The organism is Protofrankia sp. CiP1_Cm_nod1 (genome assembly GCF_920888515.1).
Taxonomy (GTDB): domain Bacteria; phylum Actinomycetota; class Actinomycetes; order Frankiales; family Frankiaceae; genus Protofrankia.
The window spans coordinates 1-20,385 of the sequence record NZ_CAKKTM010000027.1; the positions used below are offsets into that span (position 1 = coordinate 1).

A 20,385-nucleotide genomic window follows, 5' to 3' on the forward strand; every position below is an offset into this window, starting at 1 on the left:
GCACAACCTGCCCGCCGGCCTGCGGGCCGCGGTGGCGGCCCAGCCCGGTCACCGGATCGTGCGGGCCGACCTCGGGCAGATCGAGCCGCGGGTGCTGGCCGCCGTCTCCGGCGACCCCGCGCTGGCCCGGGCGACCGGGGATGACGACATGTACGCGCCGGTGGCGGCCCGGCTCGGCTGTGACCGGCCCACCGCCAAGGTCGCGGTCCTGGCGGCGATGTACGGGCAGACCTCCGGTGCCGCCGGCGCGGCCCTGCGGCAGATGCGGCAGGCGTACCCGCGCGCCATCGCCTACCTGGACGCCGCCGACGGGGTCGGTCGGGCCGGCGGTGACCTGCGGACGTTCGGCGGCCGGCTGGTCCGCACCGCGCCGTCGGCCCCCGCCGGCCCGGATCGGCCCGGCCCGCCCCGGACGGACCTGGATCGCGTGGCCCTGGATCGCGTGGCCATGGACCGGGTGGCCATGGACCGGGTGGCCATGGACCGGGTGGCCATGGACCGGGTGGCGGCCGCGCGCGGCCGGTTCGCCCGTAACGCCGTCATCCAGGGTGCCGCGGCTGAGCTGTTCAAGGCGTGGGCGGTCACCGTCCGCCGGGAGCTGGTGCTCCTCGGCGGCACGATCGTCCTCTGCCTGCACGACGAGCTGCTGCTGCACGTCCCCGCCGACCGGGCGAACGACGCCGTGTCGCTGATGCACCGGACGCTGGCCACGACCGCCGCCTACTGGGCGGGCGGAAGCGGGGTCCGCTTCGTCGCCGACGTCTCCGTGATCGACAGATGGTCGGACGCCAAGAGCTGACGCCAGGAACTGCTGACGCCAGGAGCTGACGCCAGAGCGCCGGTCAGGTAACCATACGTATCCCCCCTGAACGATGGCATGCTTCGATAGACGTCGGCCACCGGAGAAGATCGGCGTAATTTTGTCGTTGTGTACGCTTTTGTGGCCAAAAAGCGTACACAACGACAAACTCTCCTGGATCATGGCCTGGACGGGTGGTCGTGTATGGGATCCGAGCTACTTGACCGGCGCTCCAGGAGCTGACGCCAGGAACCGAGGCTGCCCGCTCGCGTTTCCCCTTGAGTGGGCCGCGGTTGGGGCCGCTGGCCTCCCGAGCCGCTCTGCCCGTGGAACACACGCGAGCCGGGGACGCGGGGAAACTCGCGGCGGGCACGGGCGTCCTCGCGTCGCGGCGTGCGGTCGCGGCCCTGTCCCGTGTCCGGTCGCGGTGCGGTGATGTCGCCGATCTGTCGGGCCCGCCGCCGCCCACGTAGCTGACGATCTGTCCGGCATACCGCGTAGGCTCGAGACCGCCGGCATCCTGTGCGGCGCGGACACCAGCTGGGTGCGGCCGCGGGTTGGGAGGTGACGTTCGTGTCGGACTCGCTGGATCTGGGCGGGCCGCTGACGCCGCCCGCGGCCAGGGCGGCCGTGCCGGGGTCCGCGGGCGGCGCGCTTGAGCTCTCCCCGCCGGCGCCTGTTCCGGTCGTCGCCGACGACCGGGTGGACAGCATGATTCCGCTCGACGAGGCGACCCGGGCGGAGCTGCGCAGAAGGGCTGCGGCGTTCGCCGATGACCTCGCCACGCAGGACCCGAGAAGTCCGGCGTTCCAGGACAAGATCGGCGATATCGCGTCGATGGGCCAGCGGGAGATCGTCGCGAGTGCCCGGACGTCCAACCGGATGCTCGAGCGTCCGGCGGCGGCGCTCAGGAGCGCCCGCGGTGGCCGTGGCGGTGACGCCCAGGCGCGCGTCGCCGGCACGCTCGTCGAACTGCGCCAGACGGTGACCGAGCTCGACCCGGCGAGGGCCGATCTGAAGGGCGCCCGCAGGTTACTCGGCGTGGTGCCGTTCGGCAGCAGGATCTCCAGCTACTTCCAGCGCTACCAGTCGGCGCAGAAGCAGCTCGACGCCATCATCAGGGCGCTCGACTCCGGCCAGGACGAGCTGCGCAAGGACAATGCCGCCATCGAGCAGGAGAAGGCGGAGCTCTGGGCCGCGATGGGCAAGCTCACCGAGTACGCGACCCTCGCGAAGGCGCTCGACAGCGCGGTCTCGGCGAAGATCGATCAGCTGCGGGCCGCGGATCCGGGGGCCGCTGACGCGTTCACCTCGGACGCGCTGTTCCCCATCCGCCAGCGCCAGCAGGACCTGCTCACCCAGCTGGCGGTGAGCGTGCAGGGCTATCTCGCCCTCGACCTCGTCCGCAAGAACAACATCGAGCTCATCAAGGGCGTCGACCGGGCGCAGACGACGACCGTCGCCGCGCTGCGCACCGCGGTGATCGTCGCTCAGGCGCTGGCGAACCAGCGGCTCGTGCTCGACCAGATCAACGCGCTGAACGCCACGACGAACAACATGATCATATCGACCAGTGAGCTGCTGCGCCAGCAGTCGGGCCAGCTCCAGCAGCAGGCGTCGTCCAGCACGGTCAGCGTCGAGGCCCTGCAGAAGGCATTCGACAACATCTTCGCGACGATGGACGCCATCGACACGTACAAGGCGAAGGCGGTCGAGAGCATGGTGGCGACCGTCGCCGCGCTCGAGACCCAGGTGGGACGCTCGAAGTCGTACCTGGAGCGGGCCCGCGCCAGCGAGCGCTGAGCGACGCCCGTCATCCGATCGGCCGTCATACGATCGGTACGGACAGGAGGTGCCGTGTTCTTCCGACGGCGTTCCGGCACCGCCAGGGGCCCCAGGAACGAGAACCTCGGGAACCAGGCCGCCCCGGCGGCCGGCTCCGGGCCGCGGAACACGGCCGAGGTCGTCCACCAGGTCAGACAGCTGCAACGGGAGCTCGCCGGGATCGTCGCGAGGGCGAACGCGGACGGGGGCCGGCTGCCGCCCGGGGCGGTGCCGACCGTACGTGACATCGATGACGTCCTGCGGCCGTTACTGCGCCACATCGAGGCCCAGTCCGCGAGCGAGGAGGAGATGAGGCATCTCACCGCCATCATCCACGAGTACCTCCCGCAGGCCCTCGGCGACTTCACCGCGTTGCCGGCCCAGTACGCCGGACGTCCCGGTGTCACGGGCACCACACCCGCCGAGGACCTGATCCGCCAGCTTCAGCTGCTCGACGAAGGCGCCAACGAGCTACAGGACCTCGTCTACACCGGGGACGCCGCCAGGCTGGCGATCCAGGCGCGTTTCCTGGACGCCAAGTTCCGCCGTTCGGACCTCGATTCATGACTGTCGTCCTGCCCAGGGGCGGGAACGTGCTGCTGGCGGGGGAGGCGCCCGGTATCGAACGGGTGGACATCGGCCTCGGCTGGAGCGACGGGCCTGGCCCGGCCGCCGTCGAGGTGGACGGCTTTGTCGTCCTCGGCAGCGGCGTCCTCGGCAGTGGCGCACCCGGCAGCGGCGGCGCGACGTCGCCCCAGGTGCTTCTGGCCCATCAGGTGCCGAACCCGACGGAACGGGCTGGCGCGTCCCCGCCGCCGCGCCTGCCCGTCGGTGACGCGGAAAAACTCGTTGTCACGTTGGCCGCCGTGCCGGCCGAGGTCAGCCAGGTGCAGTTCGGGGCGGCGATCTACGACGCGGCCGGGCGCGGGCAGACGTTCCGGTCGGTGCGCCACGCCTACGTCCGGGTCCGCAACCACGCCGACAATGTCGAGATCGCCCGCTACAGCCTGGATTCGGAAACCGGGCTGGAGACGGCAATGATCTTCGGTGAGATCTACCGTCACCCGCGGGGATGGAAGTTCCGGGCCATCGGACAGGGCTACGTCGACGGTCTCGCGGGCCTCGCCGGGCCCGACGGACGAGACATCGCGACGGTGCATCCCGGCAGGGTGGCCGCCTTCCTCACCCGGGCCTCGCCTGCCCGGACCCGGCGGAACGTGGCCGCGCACCTGCACCCGCCGCGCACCGAGCCGCACCGGTCACCTCCGGTGATCAGGCCCTCGTCGCCCCCGCGCCCGCAGCCCCCACACGTACCGCCGGCCGAGCGGGATCCTGCCGTGACGCGGCCGCCCGCACCGCCAGCCGGATCCGCACCCTCGACCGGACCTGTACCTTCGACCGGATCCGCACCGCCGGCTGGACCCGCACCGCCGGCTGGACCCGCACCGCCGGCTGGACCCGCACCGCCGGCTGGACCCGCACCGCCGGCCGGACCCGCACCGCTCACGCCCGTGCCGGCGGCTACCCGTTCGCTGCTCGACCTCGGCGGGCCCGACGAGGCCGTCCTCGTAACCGTGGCCCGTGCGACGGCCACCCGTGCCCTGGCGCGGCGGCCACCCATTCGTGACGGATACGGAGAGCATTCATCACGTCACAAACAGCGTATGGAACACGTCGCCGCACTCGATGACGATCATCCGGCCACCACCTGGACGGAGGAGAAACGCGGCTCGACCGCCATGACCGTGACCCTGCGGTGGACGCCACTGAAGACCCGGACCGGCCTGCCTCGCCCGAGCAACATCCACCTCGGCTGTCTCTGGCAGGCGAACGACGGGGCGGCCGGCCTCATGCAGGACCTCGGCGACACCGTCAGCGCCCCCGGGCCCGCGGCCCCCCGCCAGGTGCTGCGGCTCGGCCGCCGCGACGAGCTGGAAGGGCAGACGATCTTTGTCGATCTGGGTGCGCTCCAGACGTTCAGGCGCTTCTTCGTCTTCGCCTACGGACTGCACGCCGCGCCGGAATGGCCCCTGCTGCGACCAGCGCTCACCGTCGACGCCCGGACGGGTGAGCAGCTCACGATCCGCCTGGGTGACGCGCCGGCGGGCGCCCGGATCTGTGTCGTCGCGTCGTTCCACATCGTGCGGGACGACGTGATCATCCGGCGGGAGAACGACTTCCTCAGAGGAGCCCAGGCCGACGCCGGCGCACGCTATGGCTGGTCACTGGACTGGAGTCCAGGCGGGGAAACTCTGCGTGACGTTCCGTAGCGACACCGCCGGCCGACCGTGATCTACAGCGCCGGTATCCTGACGATCACTACTCGCCGAGCCCCGGCTCCGCCGCCCGGCCGAGCGCGCCAAGCAGCCCCTGGGCCCCACGGGAAACGCTCGATGGACGGGCGGGCGGCGCGGGAGGCGGGCGATCAGGTCCGTGATCCCGTCAGGCGGCCGGCACGCCGTCCAGCATCTTGGTCACCCTGCGGGAGGCGAACTCCGGGTGGTCGGCGACGTTGGTGGTGCCGCCGATCTCCGGCTCGTGCCGGCAGAGCAGAACGCCGTCCCTGGTGGGCACAAGATCTGGTTCCACGAAGTCGGCGCCCAGCCGGGCCGCCAGTTCGTACGAGGCCAGGGTGTGCTCCGGACGGTAGCCTGACGCGCCGCGATACCCGATCACCAGCGTCGGCCGGCACCGGTTGCCACCGGAGTCAGCCGACGCCGCGCCCGCCGAGGCGCCCGAAGCCGTCGAGACGACGGTGGTGGCGGCAAGCGGGGCCACCGGCGATACCCGCAATCACGGAACGGCGGTCCACGCATACTCCAGCGCAATGGCGGCGACTTTCGCCGGCGGCACGCATCGCACAGCAAACCGACAGGAGAAAACGAGCACGCAGATCATGTGTTACCTGTCGCCGTCGGTCAGCCGTCGAACTGGTGAACCCGTCGGCCGGAAAGCCGGCACCGGCATCGGACCGGGGCGGGCCGGCCACATCTCGCACGGGCGGTCGCTGGTTTCGATGTCGATCGCGTTCTTGACCTCCGGACGGTTGAGGGTGATCCAGGCGACCGGCCCCTGCTTCTCGTAGCGGGCTTTGTCCGAGCGGCTTATCGGATACCTCGGAGAGCGTACGGCCGAAGATCGAATATCATGCGGTCGTGAACGCGCACGGTGACACCGCCGATCCTGACCGGCGGGTGGGAAGCGCGGCTGGTGTCGCGTGTGCCGGCGCTCCCGGCGCGGGGAGGACAGAGGCCGCTACCGCCAGTTTGCCTACTGTCGTGGATGTTGTCACGGCACATCTGCCCGGTCTGCGGGTCCACTCGGTCGAGCGCCTGGGTGAGGGACTCGACAACATGGCTTACCTGGTCAACGGTGAGCTGGTCGTCTGGAGTGACGCCGCGCTCACCGACCCCGCCTATGACATCGGCCTGCTCTGCCGTGACCTCGGGGACGCGGCGCTGACGGCTGCCGTCGACAGGCTCCGGCCCGTCCGCGACCAGATGTTCTCCCTGCGAGAACGGGCTGTCTGCTACGCACGCTGCAGCGTCCTTGAGGACTTCGCGTACGGCCTGGAGACGGGGCGGCAAACCTACACCAACAGGGCCCTCGCCGCGCTGGACCGGTTTTTCTTGCCATAGGACGCGTGGGACGCTCTGCCGCTGCCGGCGATATCGCTGTCGCGTGACGCCGCCGGCGGGGTCCGCGGGGCTGGGTGCGTGGGGCTGGGTGCGTGGGCGGGGGGACATGCTTGCCTGAATCAACTATTTGGTCGAACCATTGAAAACATCGATCTTATGCTACTAAGATCCGGTCATGCTTGCGGCTGGGGTGAGCCACCTGTCGTCCGACGTTTCGGCCCGGCCCGCACGGCCGAAACGAATGCGCGTTCAGGTATCCACGACGAAGCGGAGGTTCTGATGGTCGGTGTGGAGACAGACACGGCTACGCTCACGGTCTACGACCGGTACGACGCTGAATCGATCAGGAGGTTTCGCGAGAAGGGCTGGTGGCAGGACGGCTCGGCCGCCGCCTTACTCGATCGGTGGGCGGACGCGACACCAGCTCGCCGGTTCGTCTCCGACGGCACCACCGAGCTCGATTATGCCACGGTCCGTGAGCGTGCCCATGGTCTTGCCGCCGCGCTCCTGCGCCGCGGGGTCCGGCCTGGTGACCGGGTGGCCGTCCAGCTGCCGAACTGGTCCGAGTTCGTGGTCTCCTACCTCGCGCTCGCGCGGCTCGGCGCGGTCACAGTACCGATCATGACCGTGTACCGGCACACGGAGATCGCCCACGTCCTGCGCAACTCCGGCGCGGTTGCCGCGATCACCACCGGGGCCTTCCGCGGCTTCGACCACGCGGCGATGTTCCGCGCGCTGCAGGCCGAGGCCCCGGCCCTCGGAACCCTCGTGATCGCCCGTGGTGACGCGGCCCCGGACGAGCTGACGTTCGCCGAGGCCACCGCCACCATCCCCGGCCCGGACGAGTTCGGCCCGTACCCGGAGCCGGACGTCCCGCACGTCATCGTCTACACCTCGGGCACCGAGTCCACGGCGAAGGGCTGCGTGCACACCTGGAACACGCTGGACTTCTCCGGGCGCGGCCTGGCCCGTGACGTCTTCCAGCTCACCGCCGAGGACGTCATGTTCATGCCCTCGCCGGTCGCGCACGCCACCGGGCTGGTCGTCGGTGTGCTGGTCCCGCTGGCCGTCGGCGCCGAGACGCATCTGCTCGACATCTGGGAGCCGAACGAGGGCCTGCGCCGGATCGAGCGGTACCGCACCACCGCCACCGCGACCGCGACCCCGTTCGTCCGGATGGCGCTGGACGCGGCACCGGAGGCGAAGCGGGACCTGTCGTCGATGCGATTCTGGCTCTGCGCCGGCGCGCCGATCCCCGAGACGCTGGCCCTGGAGTTCGAGCGGACCTTCAGCAACGGTGTGCTGATGCCGCTCTACGGCTGCAGCGAGCTGATGGCGGCGACCTGCTGCCACCCCGGCGACCCGATCGAGCGCCGCGCCGGCTCGGACGGTTCCCCCGCGCTCGACGGCATCCAGATCAGGCTCGACGGCCCTGACGGCCCGGTCGGGCCCGGCGAGGAGGGTGAGATCACCTACTGGGGCCCAGGCGCGATCCTCGGCTACTGGCGTGATCCCGAGCGGACCGCGGCGACGATCGACAGCGGGGGCTGGCACCACACCGGTGACCTCGGCCGATTCGACGCCGACGGCTACCTGCGGGTGACCGGGCGGCTCAAGGACATCATCATCCGCGGCGGCACCAACATCAGCGCCGCCGAGATCGAGGGGTACATCGTCGCGCATCCCGACGTCTCCCAGGTCGCCGTCGTCGCCTACCCGGATGAGCGTCTCGGTGAGAAGGCGTGCGCCGTCGTCGTCCCGGTCAAGGGAGCGTCACCCACGCTGGAGGACATCACGAACTTCCTGCGCGTCGAACGCCGGATCGCCACGCAGAAGCTGCCCGAACGGCTCGTCCTGGTCGACGAGCTCCCGATGACCGCCACCGGCAAGGTCCAGAAGTTCCGGCTCCGCGCGCTGGCCCGGGGCGAGTCCTGAACCATGGAGCTCACCCTGGTCCCGCACGCGGGCCCGGACGGGTATGGGCGTGCCGCTGTGGGAACACCAGGGTGTGTCGTTCACGTTGGCCAGGGCCAGGGCCAGGAGCATGGGGCAGGTCGGCGGCGTCGCCGGGCCGGGGGCGCGCCGCCGTTCGTCCGGCTCGGTGAACGCCGTGGTCAGCGGGGCCGGCGCGATCAGGGAGGGCGGCGTATGTTCGCCGCCCGTTCCCTGCCCGTCTCGGGCAAGCAGCAGCGCCGGTGCCGAGGTCAGGCGGACGCGAGCCTGGCCAGTGTCGCGATCGTCTCCGGCACGCCGGCGGTGACGGCCGGCCCGATCTGTGGGCCGAGGGTGTCCGCGGCCGGGCCAGTGATCTCGATGCGGTGGGTGATCCTGGTGCGTCCGTCAGCCAGTGGCTCGAGCCGGTGGATTGCCCGCAGCACGATGCCGCCGAGGTTGGCTTCGTCGATGAACGAGCGGTTCTCCTCCACCTCGACGAGGGTGATGATCACCGGGTCCTGTCCTTTGGGGGTCAGTTTTCCGGTGGTACCGGGCACAAACGGCCCGTCCAGTGCCAGGCCGACGATTCCCGTGTCCCAGATGCTCCAGGAAGCGGTATCTACGTAGAGTTTCCACACGGCCTCGGCGGTGACCTCCGCGGTTGCCGAGTGCTCGTACTCCCACATGATCCGGTGTCCTCTCCACGGTCGGATTCGTTGGTTGTTCGGTGCGTCGGGGCACATGACCTGACTGCGGTCGCGACAATTCATCCGGCGAGATCGCCGTCGTGGCTCCCGCCGGACTGTCCGAACCACCGGAGCGCGCTGGCGGGAAGAATTGCCGAACGGCTCTCGGTGGATCGAGACAGAAACCGTCGTGTACCGACGGATCAATGATGCCGACAAGGTCAACATAATTCGGTTGCCCGCCCCGGTCAAGCGGTGCCGGTCACATGACAGTGCTTTTCGGGCCCTTTGCGCAGGGGAATCATCAAAACCGCGCAATCCGCGCGGGCCGGCGCACCATTTCTTTGATAATCGTCAGACGGGTTTCGGTGCGGGGGTACATCGGCCCGCCGCGACCGCTCGCTCGCCGCCCCAAAGGCCGAGAGGCCGACCGGCAGCCCCGTGTGTCCGTGGCCATGAAAAAGTCCTCGTTGTTGGCCAGGTAGAGGTCCCCGCGGGTGGCCAGGTGGGGTACCTGCTGGTGGCCGTGGTGTGGTCCCGGTTCCTCGTGGGATGTCGTGTCTGTCGGGAGCGTGAGGCCCGGTCAGCGCGCGGAGGATTTGTTCAGCTTCTCGAGGATTTCCGTGCAGTAGTCGCGGGCGTTCTGTCGCATGCGCGCGCTGACGGCGCCCGTGGGGCTGGTGGCCAGTGGCTGGCGGACCTTGTTCAGCACAGCGAACTTCGGTCGCCACGCGTTCGGGTCCGCCGGCCCGAGAACGGGCTGGAAAAGCTCCCAGTAAAGCTCGATGAAGAACCAGAGCTCCGAGGGCGTGGCGAAGTCCAGCAGATCGGCGCTGGCCAGCGGGCCGAAGGAGCGGGCCTCCTGTTCCCGGGCCTGCCGCAGATGGGCCAGGACGGGGGCGCTCGACGGCTTCTCCCGCTCCACCGCCGCGTCCCACGGATCGTCGAACAGCGTGCGGAACGTGGTGTCAACATGATCTCGGAGGCTGTCGGTCGCGTCTGACCAGAGTTCCGAGGTGTCGGTGGTCCTGGCCTGCAGGCGAAGATAGTCGGAGAAGTGTGCCGAGAAGGCGCGGTAGCCGCTGTCGAACGGTACCAGTATTCCGGTGTTGGCGAGTTGGAGGAGGTCCCGGACCTTCGCTTTCAGCTGGGGCCCGAAAAGAATCTCCAGGAGCAGGTCGAGCCGGCCGTCCTCGGAGAGGAGCTTGCACAGGTCGTCGTAGTAGTTGGTGAAGGGATGGAACATTTTCTGGGTGATCAGCGCCCAATCGACCTGGCCCGTCCGGGCAATCATGAAACATGCCTCCGACAGCGCCTGGCTCGACAGCCAGGGATGACCGCCGGTGAGTTCACGCAGCGCCGTCAGCACGTCGACAACGTTGATCTTGACGCCGCTGTCGACCGCCCGCCCGACGAGCTCCGCCAGCTCGTCGTCCTCGAAACACCGGACCGGAATTTCCTCGAAAAGGTGAGGGAGGTTCGAGCCGACATTTCCCGCCTGATCGACGATCTGTTGCAGCTCCCGTCTGGACGTGGTGACCCAGATGACCCGTACATCCTGCTCGTTCGTCAGCGCGCGGAGCACATCGAAGGCGTATTTCGGATCGTCGAAGATCTTGCGGGCGCTGTCGAACTCGTCGAGGACGACAATCACCCGCCAGCCATGCCGTCTCACCAGGCGCAGGGTTTTCTTGGCGTCCATATAGAACTCGTCCCATTCCCGCCCCGGGTCGAGTGCCTGGCGCATCGCCGCATCCAGGGGGTCGCGTAGTCTGCTGTCGCGCAGCCCGCCGACTTTGCTCAGATCGTCGTATACAAGTTCCAGTATCGTGCGGATGAGATCGGTGAGTCCGGTGCGGTCCGCGAGAGTGATCCAGACGGGGATCACCTGTGGCGCGTCGTGCCGTGCCGTGGACGTCATCAGTGTTTCCCAGGCCAGGGAGGATTTTCCGGTCCGAGGCGGGCCGACCAGCGCTGCCGAATCTCCCTCGGCCGAGTGGACGACGCGTTGCAGCAGGCGGGCCCGTTCGTCATGGCGGCCGACGAACCGCTCGCCGAAGACGATGCCACCATAGCTGTACGGGTTGATCAGAGTACCCATGATCACGACCGGCTCGCGTAGTTGACCTGAAGCCAACGCGCGAAAAGCCCCACCCGTATCCGCCAGCGGTCGGGCGGAAGCGGTTCGATGACGTCGCGGAGTTGAAGATCATCAAGGATGAGGCGGACATCCCAACCCAGCAGGCCGGCTTCCGGGGTGGTCGGGTCGAGATAGCGGCTGGCGCCGAAGCCGCGGCTGCACGCCAGCAGCGTGTCGATCACCTTTTTCGGTGGAATGGCCGACAGCCGGACGTCACCGGGATTGAGCAGGTTGTCGAAGTCGGTGGTGTCGTGCAACGACGCGACCAGGTCATCCCGAACGGCCTTCACGTCGGCCGGCCCCACATACATGCGGCTGCCCCGGTTGAGGTAGTTGACCAGCCGCTCGCAGAACTTCTGGATGTAGAACGGGTTGCCGGCCGTCAGATCGAGGATCATGTCCACAGAGTTGCCCTGGTAACGTGTCGGCCCCTGCCGGCCGCCGATCCGGATCGGGTCCTCGATAAGCTTCCTCGCGTCCTCCCGGGAAAGGTAGTTCACCCGCTCGACCCGGCTGACCTGGAACTCGTTCGGATAGTTCCGCATGAACTCCTGGGTGAGGTCCTGGCCGATGACGAGGGCGCTGAAGTTGCCTTGTTCGAGCAGGCCCTTCCAGGCTTTCATGAACGTGTCCGGCAGGTTGCGCTTCCGGATTTCCTCGTAGATGTTCGTGAACTCGTCGATGAGCAGGACGAAGCGCACGTCCGCTAGGTCGTCAAAGCGGGTGAGCCAGCGCTGGACCAGCTTCATGAAATCGATCAGGGCGCCCTGCGGAAGCTCCCGGATATCGGCCAGCCGTGGCTCCGGGACGTCGAGCGGAATACCACGTCCGACGGCCAGCTTCTCGACCGCGTCGTACACGGTGCGGGCCACTCGGAAGAAGAAGCTGGCGAAGCCGTGGTTGTCGGCGCCGAGGTCGGCGATGATGTCGTTGATACTGAACGACACCGGGACGATGGGCAGGGTCAGGCGCGGCTTGAGATGGTCCGAGATACTGGTCTTGCCAGTTCGTTTCTGCCCGTAGATCACGATGCTTTTAGTGCCCGTGTGCTGGATCGCCTCGGCGAGTTCGGCGATGAGGCTGTCCCGGCCGAAGAGCATGTTCGGATCCTTGACCGGGTGCCCGGCGCTGTACGGGTTGGCGAAGCCCTTGAAATCGTCCTTCGAGTAGAGCTGGAGCCCGTGCAGGGTCTCTTCGGAGACGACTTCGTGCCCGGTACGGGTCACAAAGGACACCCGGGTGCGCAGGGTGACCACGTGCTCGGAGCGCGCCGCCGGTGCGACGACTATCGGAATGGTCAGTGGTTCCGACTCGCCCGCGCCGAGCGCCTCCGTGACGGGGAAGTGCCGCTGCTGCGCGGTGTACACGTCGTCCGGGCCGAGTAGCAGTTCCAGCCGCACCCGGCTCGCCGGGCTGTGACCGAGCCGGTTCTTCACCGCGAGTTGCACACCGACCGCGCCGTCGTCCGGCAGCGACACGTTGTCGACAATAAGGTGGGTGTCGAGCTCGTTCGGCTCCGCCGCGCTCTCCACCTCGGCGAAGTGGTCGCGTACGGCCTTCCGCAACCGGAGGACATACGGGAGCAGGCCGCCGATCGTCAGCTGGGTCCGGTTCTCCTCGGCCAACCGGACGAGCTGCCGGCAGCTGTCGTCGGTCTTTTTGGCGAGACGTTCCTGCTCGAGATATTTCTGCTGCGCGGTGTACTCGCGTACGACGTTCAGCAGGTCCGCCGCGTCCCGCAGCAGCCGGCTCTCGAGCGCGGTGGGGCTGCTCTGCTGGATGCGGTCCAGGGTGTTCTTCTGCTGGCCGAGCGTGCTCAGGTCGCCGGCCTGTTCGTGGAGAAAGCGGAAGTTCTGGTCGGTCTCCTCGGCGCGCCGTTTCAGCACGTCGATCGCGGTCAGCCAGGCGTTGACGAAGTCCTCTTCGTCGCGCCCGGTCTGCGGGAGCTCGATGCCGATGTCCTCCCGCAGCCCGTCGAGAACCTGCGCCCGTAACGTCTTCGTGTAGGCGGCAGCGTTGACGACCAGTTTCTGGAGGTCGACGCTTTTCGCTGTCACCGGCAGCAGCGACGCCAGCAACTGGCGCCTGGAGGTGCGGAGCGCGGACTCGAGGGCCTCCCGCAGCGGCGCCGGGTCGAGCACATCGCCCGGACTGCTCGCGTAGAACGTCATCAGGAACTGGCGCAGCTTCACCCCGAGCAGGTCGGCCTCCCATTTCGGGCTGACCGTCAGCGCCTCCTGGTAATAGGTCCGGATGGCCTCGAACGGTTTGTGGTCCGCCGCCATGGCGTCGCCCATCGCCGCGCTGTAGAACCGCAGATTGCTCCGGATCCGGGAGAGGTCGTCGGAACCGATGTCGATAAGAATCCGGGCCGCCGAAAGGTTGGCGCCGGCCCGGTCGTGGGCACGGGCGTCCTTGGCCCGCTGCCGGGCGAAGCTCTCGGCGCGGTCGACGTCACGCAGCTCGAACTGTTTCGTCGACTTCTTCACGGCGTCCACCGAGTCGTACTCGCACCGGTCGAGGTCGAAACTGAGCACCGGGCTGAAGCTGTCGTTGCGGACATCGGCGAAACCGGCCTTGACCATGGCGTCGACCTCGCTGTACACGCCGGTTTTGCGTGCCTGTACCAGCGTGTCGAGCAGGCGCTTGGCCGAGGCGTCGTCCGGCGCGATCTGCAGGCTCTGCTCGAGTTTCCTCTCGGCCTCGTCGTACCGGCGGTCCCGGGCGTAGACGGTGGCCAGCCGGTTGAGCAGCGGCGGGTGGTTCTGACGCGGCGTACGGCCGAGCATGGCGGTCAGCCGCTCAACGGCCTGGTCGATATTCCCCGAATGCGCGGCGATGTCCGCCACGACGTTGTCGAACTGCGTGCGGTTGGCGACCTCGTGCCAGGACTCGTAGTCACGCAGCACCGCCAGCGCCTTGTCGGAGCGGTGTATCTGGTGCAGCAGAGAGGCGAGATTCTTGGCGGCGCTCTCGGGGCGGTCGTCGGTCTCGATCGCCTGTCGATAGAAACGTTCCGCGGCGGCATAGTCACGATGCAGAAGTTTGGCGCGTTCCGCGAGCGCGAACGGGGTGTTACCGGACGGCACCGCCGAGTGCCGGCTCTCCGCGACCCATTCCTCCTCGAGCCGTTTCAGGGCGGCGTTTGCCGGGTCGAGAGCGATTGCCTGCCGGATCAGGTTGATCGCCTGGCCGTGCTGCCTGTGCCGGGCGAACTCCTCGGCCTGTTCCTGGAGGCGTCTGGCGTCCCGGACGTTCTGCGGTACCGCGACCGGCGCCTTTCGCTGTGCCCAGCCGGATGCGGCGCTGGTGCGGCGCCGGCCGGCCCCGGACGGGACGAGCACCGGCCGCGCGGCCTCGACCGGGATGCCGGCGAGCGCCTCCGCGGCGGCGCGGTCACGGTCGGCGGGGCCGGCGGCGATGGCCAGCCGGCGTTGCAGCTCCGGGCTCACCGGAATGGACGCCTCGACGACGACGTAGCCCACCCCGTTCGCGAGCGAGCCGTTCATGCCCCGTCCCGCCGCGACCACGGTGTCGGCGACATGACGGAGCAGGCCGAAGGCCCGGCCGCTGACGACGAGTTTCAGCATCATCAGCCATGCCTGCGGATCGTCGGCCGGCGATGTGCGTGCGAGATACGCGGCCAGTGAATGCCGCGCGGCCGCCTTGTCACCGGTCAGCAGATGATAGGCGGCGAGGTCACACAGGGCCGGCTCATATTCGAGGGCGACCGCTTCCGAGAATTCCTCGCCGCACCCCGCGACATCCTCCCGCTCATACAGCAGGGCGCCGAGAAGCGCGTGTCCCTCGGCCAGGTAGGGATATTTGGCGAGCAGGTCGCGGATGCCGGCGGCACAGTAGTCGATACGTTCGTAAAGGTTGTTCCTCGTGGCGTAGGCGTAGCGGCTGCGGGCCTGGTCCCACCGTTTCCGCACATCGTTCACCAGTACGGTCTCGAGGTCGTAGTAGAGCTTCAGGTCCGGCAGCGACTGGAAGTCCGGGGCGGCGGGAACGAGCTGCGCGTCCTGCACGTCCGGCGCGAGTTTGGCATGCAGCTCCCGCAGGAGGTCGAGATGGGCCGCGGGCGCCTCGGCACCGGGCGTCTCGGTACCGGGCGCCTCGGCGTGCGGCGGGCTGGCGGTGGCCACCCGTCCCGGCGGCGCCGGAGCGGTGGGGGGTTCCTCCGGCGTCGTCGGCGCTGTTGGCGCCGTGCCCGGCGGCGTTGAGACCTCGGATGCCACTGGTTCCGCCGCTACCACCGCCGTTGGCGGCGCGGCGAGCCCGTTCGGGGACGGAAACGACGCCGCTGGTGGCAACGGAGGCGACGAGCTGGCCGCCGGCGCGAGGGAGCCCGCCCCGGCAGGCGCCGCCATGACCGGCGCCGCGCCGTTGGCCGTGTTCTCCTCGGTCTGGGCCGGGCTGTAGTCGATCTTTTCGATCGTCTCGGCCAGGATGAGTGATTCACGCTGGTCGACCTCGACAACGAGGCAGTCGTCGTCCTCGACGGCGAGGAGCGCGCCGATCACGGTTTCGCCGCTGCGCAGTTTGACCGTGAGCACCGCGCCGAGCGGTACCCGCCGCCGAATGATCGAGAGTTTCACAGCTACCCCCGGACATCGTGTCAGTCGCCCGGGGGACGCATCCTGGCGCCCCCGACGCCATAACCGTGCCGATGCGCAGGCTGGCCGAGTGTAGCATCAATCCGCAGCCCGGCTGCCGGCCGGTGAAGGCCCAGGGCGGGCCTGGGTCCTCGGCACAGCAGAGGCCCAATGGACGGGCAATGGAGGGATTTTGCCTTACCATATCCGTGTCAGCCTGGGGTCCGGCCCCGACGACGAGATAACACAACTCGACCTCGACGACCGGGAACTCGAGGAACGTGTCCTGGCGCCCTACCGGGCGGGTCGTCCGATCTTCCTGTGCGGCCGGAACATCTTCCCGGAGATGATTGATCGGCTCCGTATCAACCGGACGGATCTCCCGGCGAAAAAACTGCTCTCGCTGGTACACGCCGACCCCGTCCGCAGACCCTACGCGGGAACAACCGCGGAGGAGGTCGTGGCCCGCTGGGGGCGGGACGTGACCGACGAGATGATCGCCTGGCCGGCGTCGCTCACGGTCGCTTCGGCCGGCACGGCCGCCCCGAGCACACCGCCCGCCCCGAGCACACCGCCCGCCCCGGCGGCCCTGGCCGGGGCGGGCGGGCCGGATCCGCGGGCCGTCTTCGTCGTGCACGGCCGCAACACCGCGGCGCGGGACGCGATGTTCGCCTTTCTCCGGGCGGTGGGCCTGCGGCCGCTCGAATGGAACGAAGCCGTGCGGGCGACGGGCCGCCCGACCCCGTACATCGGCGAGATACTCAACGAGGCGTTCGCGTTGGCACGGGCGATCGTGGTGCTGCTGACCCCGGACGACGACGCCCGTCTCGCCCCGGCGTTCTGGCGCCCGGACGAGCCTGCCCACGAAAGGGAGTACACCGGGCAGCCGCGCGCGAACGTCCTGTTCGAGGCCGGCATGGCGATGGCCATGGACGCGCGGCGCACCGTCCTCGTCGAAGTGGGGAAAGTGCGGCCCTTCAGCGACATCGGCGGCCGCCTCGTCCTGCGGTTGAGCAACGACAGCCAACGTCGTCAGGAACTGGCCCAGCGACTGGCCGCGGCCGGCTGCCCGACCGATCTCGGCGGCGTCGACTGGCATTCCGCCGGGGATTTCGAGGCAACCGTCGCACCCCGGCCACCGGCCGTGGGCGCCGTCCCGGTGACCTGAACCCCCGCAGCGGCCCGGACCGAGACGGAACGTCAGCCGGGGCGGGCCGGCGGAAACGACGTGCGGCCACGGTTACTCGGCTGTGTTCTCTCCCGGTGACGCTTCGGATGCCGGCCCGGCGATATCGGTGTGGGCTCATGACTGGATCGACATAATCTGTATGCTGATGTTCTGGTCAGCTCCGTCGGTGGTTTCGGCCGGTCAGGGGTGTCGCTTGTACGGGGGTGGGCTCTGCTCGACGAGCATCTGGCGCTGGGCGGCGCGGCCAGATGATCGTCGATCTTATGTTTCGATTGTCCTGCTGTTGATTGAACCGGGCTGTACGGGATTCCCGCGGCAGGCGCCGCGGGCGGAAGAACTTCTGTCTCCCGCCGGGATCTCCGGTCATCCGGTCGGAACTGTTCTGATCGACATCTCCGACGGTAGTGTGGGAAATGCAGAGCGTGACCTTGCTCTGCTGGCATCCCACGATTCAGCGGGCGGGCCGGCACGTCGGACCCGGTTGCCCGGCGCGGGTAAACACTGATTCCTTGGGGAACTCGATGACTACACCTGAACAACCGGACCGCGGCCAGTCGCCGGGTTACGGGGACCAGCCCGGTGCGACCGGTCCTGGCTACCAGCCGGCTCCGGGGTATCCGCCCGGCTACCAGGCCGGTCCCGAGTATCCGCCAGGCTCCGGTTACCCACCGGCTCCCGGGTATCCGCAGCCCGGCTACCAGGCTGGTCCCGAATACCCGCCGGGTCCCGAATACCCGCCGGGCTCCGGTTACCCACCGGCCCCGGGGTATCCGCCGGGTCCTGGTTACCAGGCCGGTCCCGGTTATCCACCGGCGCCTGGCTATCCCGTCCCGCAGGGCTACGGCCAGGGAGCGTACGACCCGTCGGCCCCGTTCGGGCGCCACCCGGTGACCGGTGAGCCGTACTCGGACAAACAGAAGCTGGTTGCCGGGCTCCTGCAGATTTTCCTGGGTGGAGTCGGGGCCGGGCGATGGTATCTGGGGAATACCGGTATCGCGCTTGCCCAGTTGTTCACCTGTGGTGGGCTCGGGATCTGGGCGCTGATCGATGGGATCATGATCCTCACCGGCAACGTCCGTGACAGTTATGGCCGCCCGCTCCGCGACTAGCGCGATGATCGCATACTGTCGCCGGGCTTTCCGGAAGCTTCGTGAGTGTTGTTCTTCCGGCGGCGCTGGGACGGCATCCAGGTCGCGGGAACCGTGGCGTCCGGACCGGGACGACGTCGGTGGTCACCGTACTGGGAGCCGTACGGGCAGGACTGCCGCCCGTCAGTGGCTGATGCTCAGCGCGCCGTTGTGCGTGCTGGGCGTCGGCTATCTTTTTGTCGCCGACCCGCATGATCCAGATGTGGTCATGCCGATGTGCCCGACAAAGCTTGTCACGGGGTTCGACTGCCCGGCGTGCGGAGGTCTTCGCCTGGTCCACGACCTGCTTCACGGCCAGGTACGGGCCGCGGTGCATGACAACCTTTTCGTGCTGCTCTGCAGCCCGCTGCTGATATATCTGCTCTGGCGGCAGGCGCGCGCGGCCGCTCTGGGTGAACGGGCGCGCGTTCCCGGACCGCTTGCCTACGGCCTGGCCGGCGCCGCGCTCGTCTGGATGGTTGTGCGTAACCTGCCCGGATGGCCGCTGACTCCGACGTCCACCTGACTCCTACGTCCACCTGAGCGGTGGTGACGTCCTGTGACAGCCCACCTTACCGATGCGCCATGAGGCGGCCATGGGGCAGGAGCGCCGGCTCATGATGTTCGGGCTCTCGCGGCGGCACAGGTGATCGACGATGTCATGCGCCCCGCGTCCTTCCGGGTGGATGGTTCGGATCGGCTCATGCTTTGAATATGCGAACCTTATTAGGATCGTAGCGTGCCACACGAACAGCGGACAGACGCGGCCGCACCCGGCCGGACACAACCGGCACCGCCGTCTCCGGACGGACCGGCCCCGCCGGAGACGGCGGTCTCGCCAACGGAACGGGACCTCGAGGTTCTGCGGTACGTGCCGCTGCTGGCGGCCTACTTCCAGCGGGCCCGTTCGGAGATGCCGCCCGCGCTCCAGGAGATCTTCAGCAGGCGCCGGCTCACCGCCCGCCACGGCGCGGTCCTGACCCAGTTGCTGACCGGGCAGCAGCTCAGCGTCACCGAGTTGGCGGGACGGCTGGGCGTGACGCTGTCGACTGCCAGTGAGCTCGTCGGCAACCTCAGCGACGCCGGCCTTGTCGAGCGTCAGGAGGACCCGGCTAATCGCCGCCGCACCCTGGTCTCCCTCCAGCAGGAGTACCGGCCGGCCGTTCTGTCGTTCATCGCTATCCGCGCGGCGCCACTCCTGCGCGCCATGGCGAGCCTCTCCCCCCGTGACCGCGCCGGCTTCGTCGCCGGCCTGGCCGCCTGGGGCCGCGAGGCGCAGCCCTGATCCACCGCCGGGCCGAGGCCCGGCGGCGTGGTCCCGTCGTCCCGGACGGGGCCGGTTTCGATATGCCCTCATGGACGAAGGCGGTGTCTTCGACACGGCTCCGGACGCCGACGACGAGGACTCCCTCAGCACTTCGATCACCCCTTCGTGGCCGCTCGCGGTGATCATGGGCCAGGCAGCGCCAACGGTACGACGGCAACGCCGTCACGCCTGCGGTAGGCATGCTCGCCCGCGTAGATGACGACAGCATCGATCAGGTCTTCTCCGATCCGGTCGTGAAGCCATCGGAGGTGCCTGGTGTCGGCGTCCTCGACCCGGTCGGCCAGCTTGACCTCGATCCCCACTACTCGGCCGTCCGCATGCTGGACTATCAGATCCACTTCGTGGTCGTTGTTGCGGGTGCGCAGGTGTCCCACCCGAGCCTCAGCAGCCTCGGCGTAGGTGTGGATGCTGAGCGCGGCAAGGTGCTCGAACAGCGCACCGAGGATCGTGCCCGCTGACAGCTCTGTGCTGCCCTGCTCGGCTCGCAGCAGCGAGGCGGTATCGAGTCCGAGCAGTCGTGCGGCCAGAGCGGGGCCGGCCAGATGGTGCCTGGGGGACTGGCCGAGCCGGTCCAGGTGGTTCCGGCTGGGGATCCACGGCGCTATCGCATCGAGCAGCCACAATGAGGACAGAGCGTCGCGATAAGCGAGCGTCGTCCCGCTGGCTGGCTTGTTCGCCAGCCCAGCGGTAGCCGCGTCGAGGATCAGTGACCGGGCGGCGAACCAGCGTCGACCGCACGGCGCACGTGGTCCCACATCTCGGGAAGGCGCTGCCACTCGTCCACCAGCACCGGCCCGGGCAGACGGGTCAGAATCGACGGGTCGGCGGCCACGATCTCACGCTGAGCGGGAAGACTGAGGTCGATGACCGATCCGGCACGCCGCATCGCGGTCGCGGTCTTGCCGACCCCCTTCGGCCCATGGATCGACAAGGCGCGAAGATGCGGCTGAAGCTCGTCCAGCGTGTTGTCGATGATTCGACGCCGATAGTCGATCACACGACTACTCTACCAATTGCACACCATCTAGTATCCCGATCGCATGGTCGAACCTGGCCCGCCCGGCTCGACCGTGCCCGATCCCGCGTTGCCGGGCGTCCGATCGGAGACCTTGCCGAGCCGTG

Annotated in this window: 13 protein-coding genes and 2 pseudogenes; 10 read left to right on the plus strand and 5 right to left on the minus strand. The window is 68.8% G+C overall.

What is annotated here, in order from left to right; all coding sequences use genetic code 11:
- From NBX02_RS01760 to NBX02_RS01775, 4 genes are all read left to right on the plus strand, one after another.
- Positions 1–799, plus strand: a 799-nt coding sequence (locus NBX02_RS01760; protein WP_250289683.1) for a DNA polymerase, incomplete at its 5' end; no start/stop codon positions are given.
- A gap of 573 nt (positions 800–1,372) precedes the next feature.
- Complete coding sequence (locus NBX02_RS01765; protein ID WP_250280597.1) at positions 1,373–2,602, plus strand: toxic anion resistance protein; 1,230 nt, start codon at positions 1,373–1,375, stop codon at positions 2,600–2,602.
- A 54-nt stretch (positions 2,603–2,656) separates the two neighbouring features.
- Complete coding sequence (locus tag NBX02_RS01770) at positions 2,657–3,190, plus strand: hypothetical protein (protein WP_250280595.1); 534 nt, start codon at positions 2,657–2,659, stop codon at positions 3,188–3,190.
- The gene (locus tag NBX02_RS01775) at positions 3,187–4,893 is read left to right on the plus strand and encodes a TerD family protein (protein ID WP_250280593.1); all 1,707 of its coding nucleotides are present in this window, start codon (positions 3,187–3,189) and stop codon (positions 4,891–4,893) included. Before NBX02_RS01770 ends, NBX02_RS01775 begins: the two co-directional genes overlap by 4 nt.
- 181 nt (positions 4,894–5,074) lie before the next feature.
- Here NBX02_RS01775 and NBX02_RS01780 read toward each other — a convergent pair.
- A pseudogene (locus NBX02_RS01780) lies at positions 5,075–5,416 on the minus strand (glycerophosphodiester phosphodiesterase family protein); the annotation flags it as partial.
- 485 nt (positions 5,417–5,901) lie between these two features.
- Here NBX02_RS01780 and NBX02_RS01785 point away from each other — a divergent pair.
- Both NBX02_RS01785 and NBX02_RS01790 read left to right on the plus strand, forming a co-directional pair.
- On the plus strand, positions 5,902–6,261 hold the full coding sequence (locus NBX02_RS01785; protein WP_250280588.1) for a hypothetical protein: 360 nt from the start codon (positions 5,902–5,904) through the stop codon (positions 6,259–6,261).
- Between the two features lie 279 nt (positions 6,262–6,540).
- Positions 6,541–8,196, plus strand: coding sequence for an AMP-binding protein (locus NBX02_RS01790; protein ID WP_250280586.1), 1,656 nt, complete (start codon positions 6,541–6,543; stop codon positions 8,194–8,196).
- Positions 8,197–8,465: 269 nt separating this feature from the next.
- Here the strand turns inward: NBX02_RS01790 and NBX02_RS01795 are convergent, their stop codons facing one another.
- The 3 genes from NBX02_RS01795 to NBX02_RS01805 form a co-directional block, all read right to left on the minus strand.
- Positions 8,466–8,882, minus strand: coding sequence for an SRPBCC family protein (locus NBX02_RS01795; protein ID WP_250280584.1), 417 nt, complete (start codon positions 8,880–8,882; stop codon positions 8,466–8,468).
- A gap of 583 nt (positions 8,883–9,465) precedes the next feature.
- Positions 9,466–10,983, minus strand: a complete 1,518-nt coding sequence (locus tag NBX02_RS01800; protein WP_250280581.1) for an AAA family ATPase — start codon at positions 10,981–10,983, stop codon at positions 9,466–9,468.
- Positions 10,984–10,985: 2 nt separating this feature from the next.
- On the minus strand, positions 10,986–15,623 hold the full coding sequence (locus NBX02_RS01805; RefSeq protein WP_250280579.1) for a tetratricopeptide repeat protein: 4,638 nt from the start codon (positions 15,621–15,623) through the stop codon (positions 10,986–10,988).
- A 190-nt stretch (positions 15,624–15,813) separates the two neighbouring features.
- On the opposite strand from NBX02_RS01805, the gene NBX02_RS01810 reads away from it, so the two are divergent.
- The 4 genes from NBX02_RS01810 to NBX02_RS01825 all read left to right on the plus strand — a co-directional run bounded on the left by NBX02_RS01810 (position 15,814) and on the right by NBX02_RS01825 (position 19,221).
- Positions 15,814–16,788 (plus strand): nucleotide-binding protein, encoded by a 975-nt coding sequence (locus NBX02_RS01810; RefSeq protein WP_250280577.1) that lies wholly within the window; start codon positions 15,814–15,816, stop codon positions 16,786–16,788.
- Between the two features lie 542 nt (positions 16,789–17,330).
- Positions 17,331–17,918, plus strand: coding sequence for an NINE protein (locus NBX02_RS01815; protein ID WP_250280575.1), 588 nt, complete (start codon positions 17,331–17,333; stop codon positions 17,916–17,918).
- A gap of 172 nt (positions 17,919–18,090) precedes the next feature.
- Positions 18,091–18,462, plus strand: coding sequence for a DUF2752 domain-containing protein (locus tag NBX02_RS01820; protein ID WP_250280573.1), 372 nt, complete (start codon positions 18,091–18,093; stop codon positions 18,460–18,462).
- A 345-nt stretch (positions 18,463–18,807) separates the two neighbouring features.
- The gene (locus tag NBX02_RS01825) at positions 18,808–19,221 is read left to right on the plus strand and encodes a MarR family transcriptional regulator (protein WP_250289685.1); all 414 of its coding nucleotides are present in this window, start codon (positions 18,808–18,810) and stop codon (positions 19,219–19,221) included.
- Positions 19,222–19,385: 164 nt separating this feature from the next.
- Here NBX02_RS01825 and NBX02_RS01830 read toward each other — a convergent pair.
- Positions 19,386–20,260 (minus strand): annotated as a pseudogene (locus NBX02_RS01830) (ATP-binding protein).
- Between the last annotated feature and the right edge of the window lie 125 nt (positions 20,261–20,385).

Excerpts from the sequence above, each read along its gene's own strand:
- NBX02_RS01775 (WP_250280593.1), top strand. The coding sequence starts at position 3,187 with ATGACTGTCGTCCTGCCCAGGGGCGGGAACGTGCTGCTGGCGGGGGAG.
- NBX02_RS01790 (WP_250280586.1), top strand. The coding sequence starts at position 6,541 with ATGGTCGGTGTGGAGACAGACACGGCTACGCTCACGGTCTACGACCGG.
- NBX02_RS01795 (WP_250280584.1), bottom strand. The coding sequence starts at position 8,882 with ATGTGGGAGTACGAGCACTCGGCAACCGCGGAGGTCACCGCCGAGGCC.
- NBX02_RS01800 (WP_250280581.1), bottom strand. The coding sequence starts at position 10,983 with ATGGGTACTCTGATCAACCCGTACAGCTATGGTGGCATCGTCTTCGGC.
- NBX02_RS01815 (WP_250280575.1), top strand. The coding sequence starts at position 17,331 with ATGACTACACCTGAACAACCGGACCGCGGCCAGTCGCCGGGTTACGGG.
- NBX02_RS01820 (WP_250280573.1), top strand. The coding sequence starts at position 18,091 with ATGCTCAGCGCGCCGTTGTGCGTGCTGGGCGTCGGCTATCTTTTTGTC.